Source organism: Streptomyces canus 299MFChir4.1, assembly GCF_000383615.1.
Taxonomy (GTDB): domain Bacteria; phylum Actinomycetota; class Actinomycetes; order Streptomycetales; family Streptomycetaceae; genus Streptomyces; species Streptomyces canus_C.
This window is the reverse complement of sequence record NZ_KB911691.1, coordinates 1-1711: the sequence shown is the minus strand read 5'-3', so window position 1 is coordinate 1711 and position 1711 is coordinate 1. Positions and strand designations below refer to the sequence as shown.

The following is a 1711-nucleotide window of genomic DNA, read 5'->3' as shown; positions in this document are numbered from 1 at the left end:
TGGCCATCGCCCCGCACTGGCGCACAGCCCCAATCAACCCACCGACCAAAGTCCCAAGAAGCTGGGACCCGATTCCTTAAGTCACTGGTATTGCCCCTAGGCTGGCTCTTGCTCAGCGGGAGACTGCACCTCCAAGAGAGCCAAATTTCGATTCTTTCCTCATACCCGAGTGATCAGGCAAGCCGACCAATGGCCGAGGCAATTCTTACCTCTATGTACGGCGCCACCAAGGGGCTCGCGGAGGTCGATGAAGACGCGCCTCGCGCCGAGAGCGGCTGGGCAGCCAGCTTCTGGAATGCGAACTGGGAACTCACGCCGTGCATGACTGGGGATAGCCCTCCAGCCACTATGGAGCAATCCGATGTTACGTCAGCACAGGACGCGGCACTCGATCAGGTTAATGAACTTTGGAATGAGTTCATGGAAATCGCCTTCTCAAATGGAGTGAGCCTGTATCGACCTGCACAACACGAAGTGGTGTGCGCGTTGGGGATTAGAGCAATTAGGGGCGTTTATGCGATGGCTCAAAGCCCGCTACTGTGGGGCGGAGAACATGGCTCCGCCATTCTGCGATCGCTAGTTGAAACGGAAATACTCATCACCTGGCTCGATCATAAGAATGAATCCGAGCTCTACGAAAAGTTTATCGCATACGGACAGGGCAAGCAAAAACTAATGCGAGCCCACATAGAAGAGGCGATGAGTGAAAAAGACGGGGAAGGAAATGAAAAGCTGTCAGCTCTGGCGTCATTCCTGGATGGCCGCATAGGCGGCCAAGGAGCGGAAATGATGATGGAGGTTAGCGTTCATCCGTCTTTCGCCGGGGGATCTGTCAACACACGGTCAATGGCAGAAGACGTTGGAATGCAGGATCTCTACAGTCGGGTATTCCAGCCTCTGAGCGCGTCCGTACATGGCGAGTGGTCGGCGCTCGACAACTATGTTGTAGACAGGTGCATGAACCCGCTGCATCGGTTTCACCGAATCCCAGTACAGCACCTGACACCGATACTGAGTCGAGATACCCTGACAGCCGCCATAAGCAGTTTGAAGCGTGTGCTTCATGCAGCCACGATCTCTCTGTCAGATGATTCGAATATCGATGAACGTGGCTGAGGATCGACACCATCGCCCTTACGTCATCTCGCCCGCTGACGGCTTCTGAATTCTCGACGCCGACCGCGTGATGGTCGAGATGTTCTCGGCAGAGCTGAACATTGGGCCGCAGAACCTAATTCAGTGCAGCGGCATCGCCAACGGCTGGGCTGACCTTGCCAGAGACGGCCGTTCGGCGCGGAGGATCATTGACTGAGTGGTTGACGTCCTTGCGCCAGAGGCGGCTGACTAGGGTTGTTGATTCAATGCACGAAAATAGCGCTCATCTGGATAGGTGAAATCACACCATGACTCACGAACAAATGAACGACGATCAGCTCCCGGTTGCCTACGAGCCAAACTTTGAGGAACTAGAAAAGACAACCAGCGAAGCACCTTACATGGAAGCTGCTTTTTATCTCCTCCGTGAGGCGACGCATTGGCTAACTATTTTGGCCGGCCTGAAGCCACCGTCACCGCTGAAGCGGAATGACGCGATTCTACGTGGACTCCTGGTCCGTGTTGTCGGCGTACACCTGAACGTCCCCACCCACGTACGGGCGAATGCGGCCAGTTGCGGATGTGTTGAGGGATCCTGGTCGGCACTCTGCTGCGT

At 55.4% G+C, this 1711-nt stretch carries 2 protein-coding genes; both read left to right on the top strand.

All coding sequences use genetic code 11. The annotated features are described in order from the left end of the window. The first annotated feature begins 189 nt into the window (after positions 1-189). Positions 190-1116 carry a DUF5677 domain-containing protein gene (locus H293_RS59030; RefSeq protein WP_158694614.1) on the top strand — a complete coding sequence of 309 codons (927 nt, stop codon included), beginning with the start codon at positions 190-192 and terminating at the stop codon, positions 1114-1116. A 287-nt stretch (positions 1117-1403) separates the two neighbouring features. Continuing rightward, on the top strand, positions 1404-1711 hold a 308-nt coding region (locus tag H293_RS59700), incomplete at its 3' end, for a hypothetical protein (protein WP_213083785.1).

Excerpts from the sequence above, each read along its gene's own strand:
- H293_RS59030 (WP_158694614.1), top strand. The coding sequence starts at position 190 with ATGGCCGAGGCAATTCTTACCTCTATGTACGGCGCCACCAAGGGGCTC.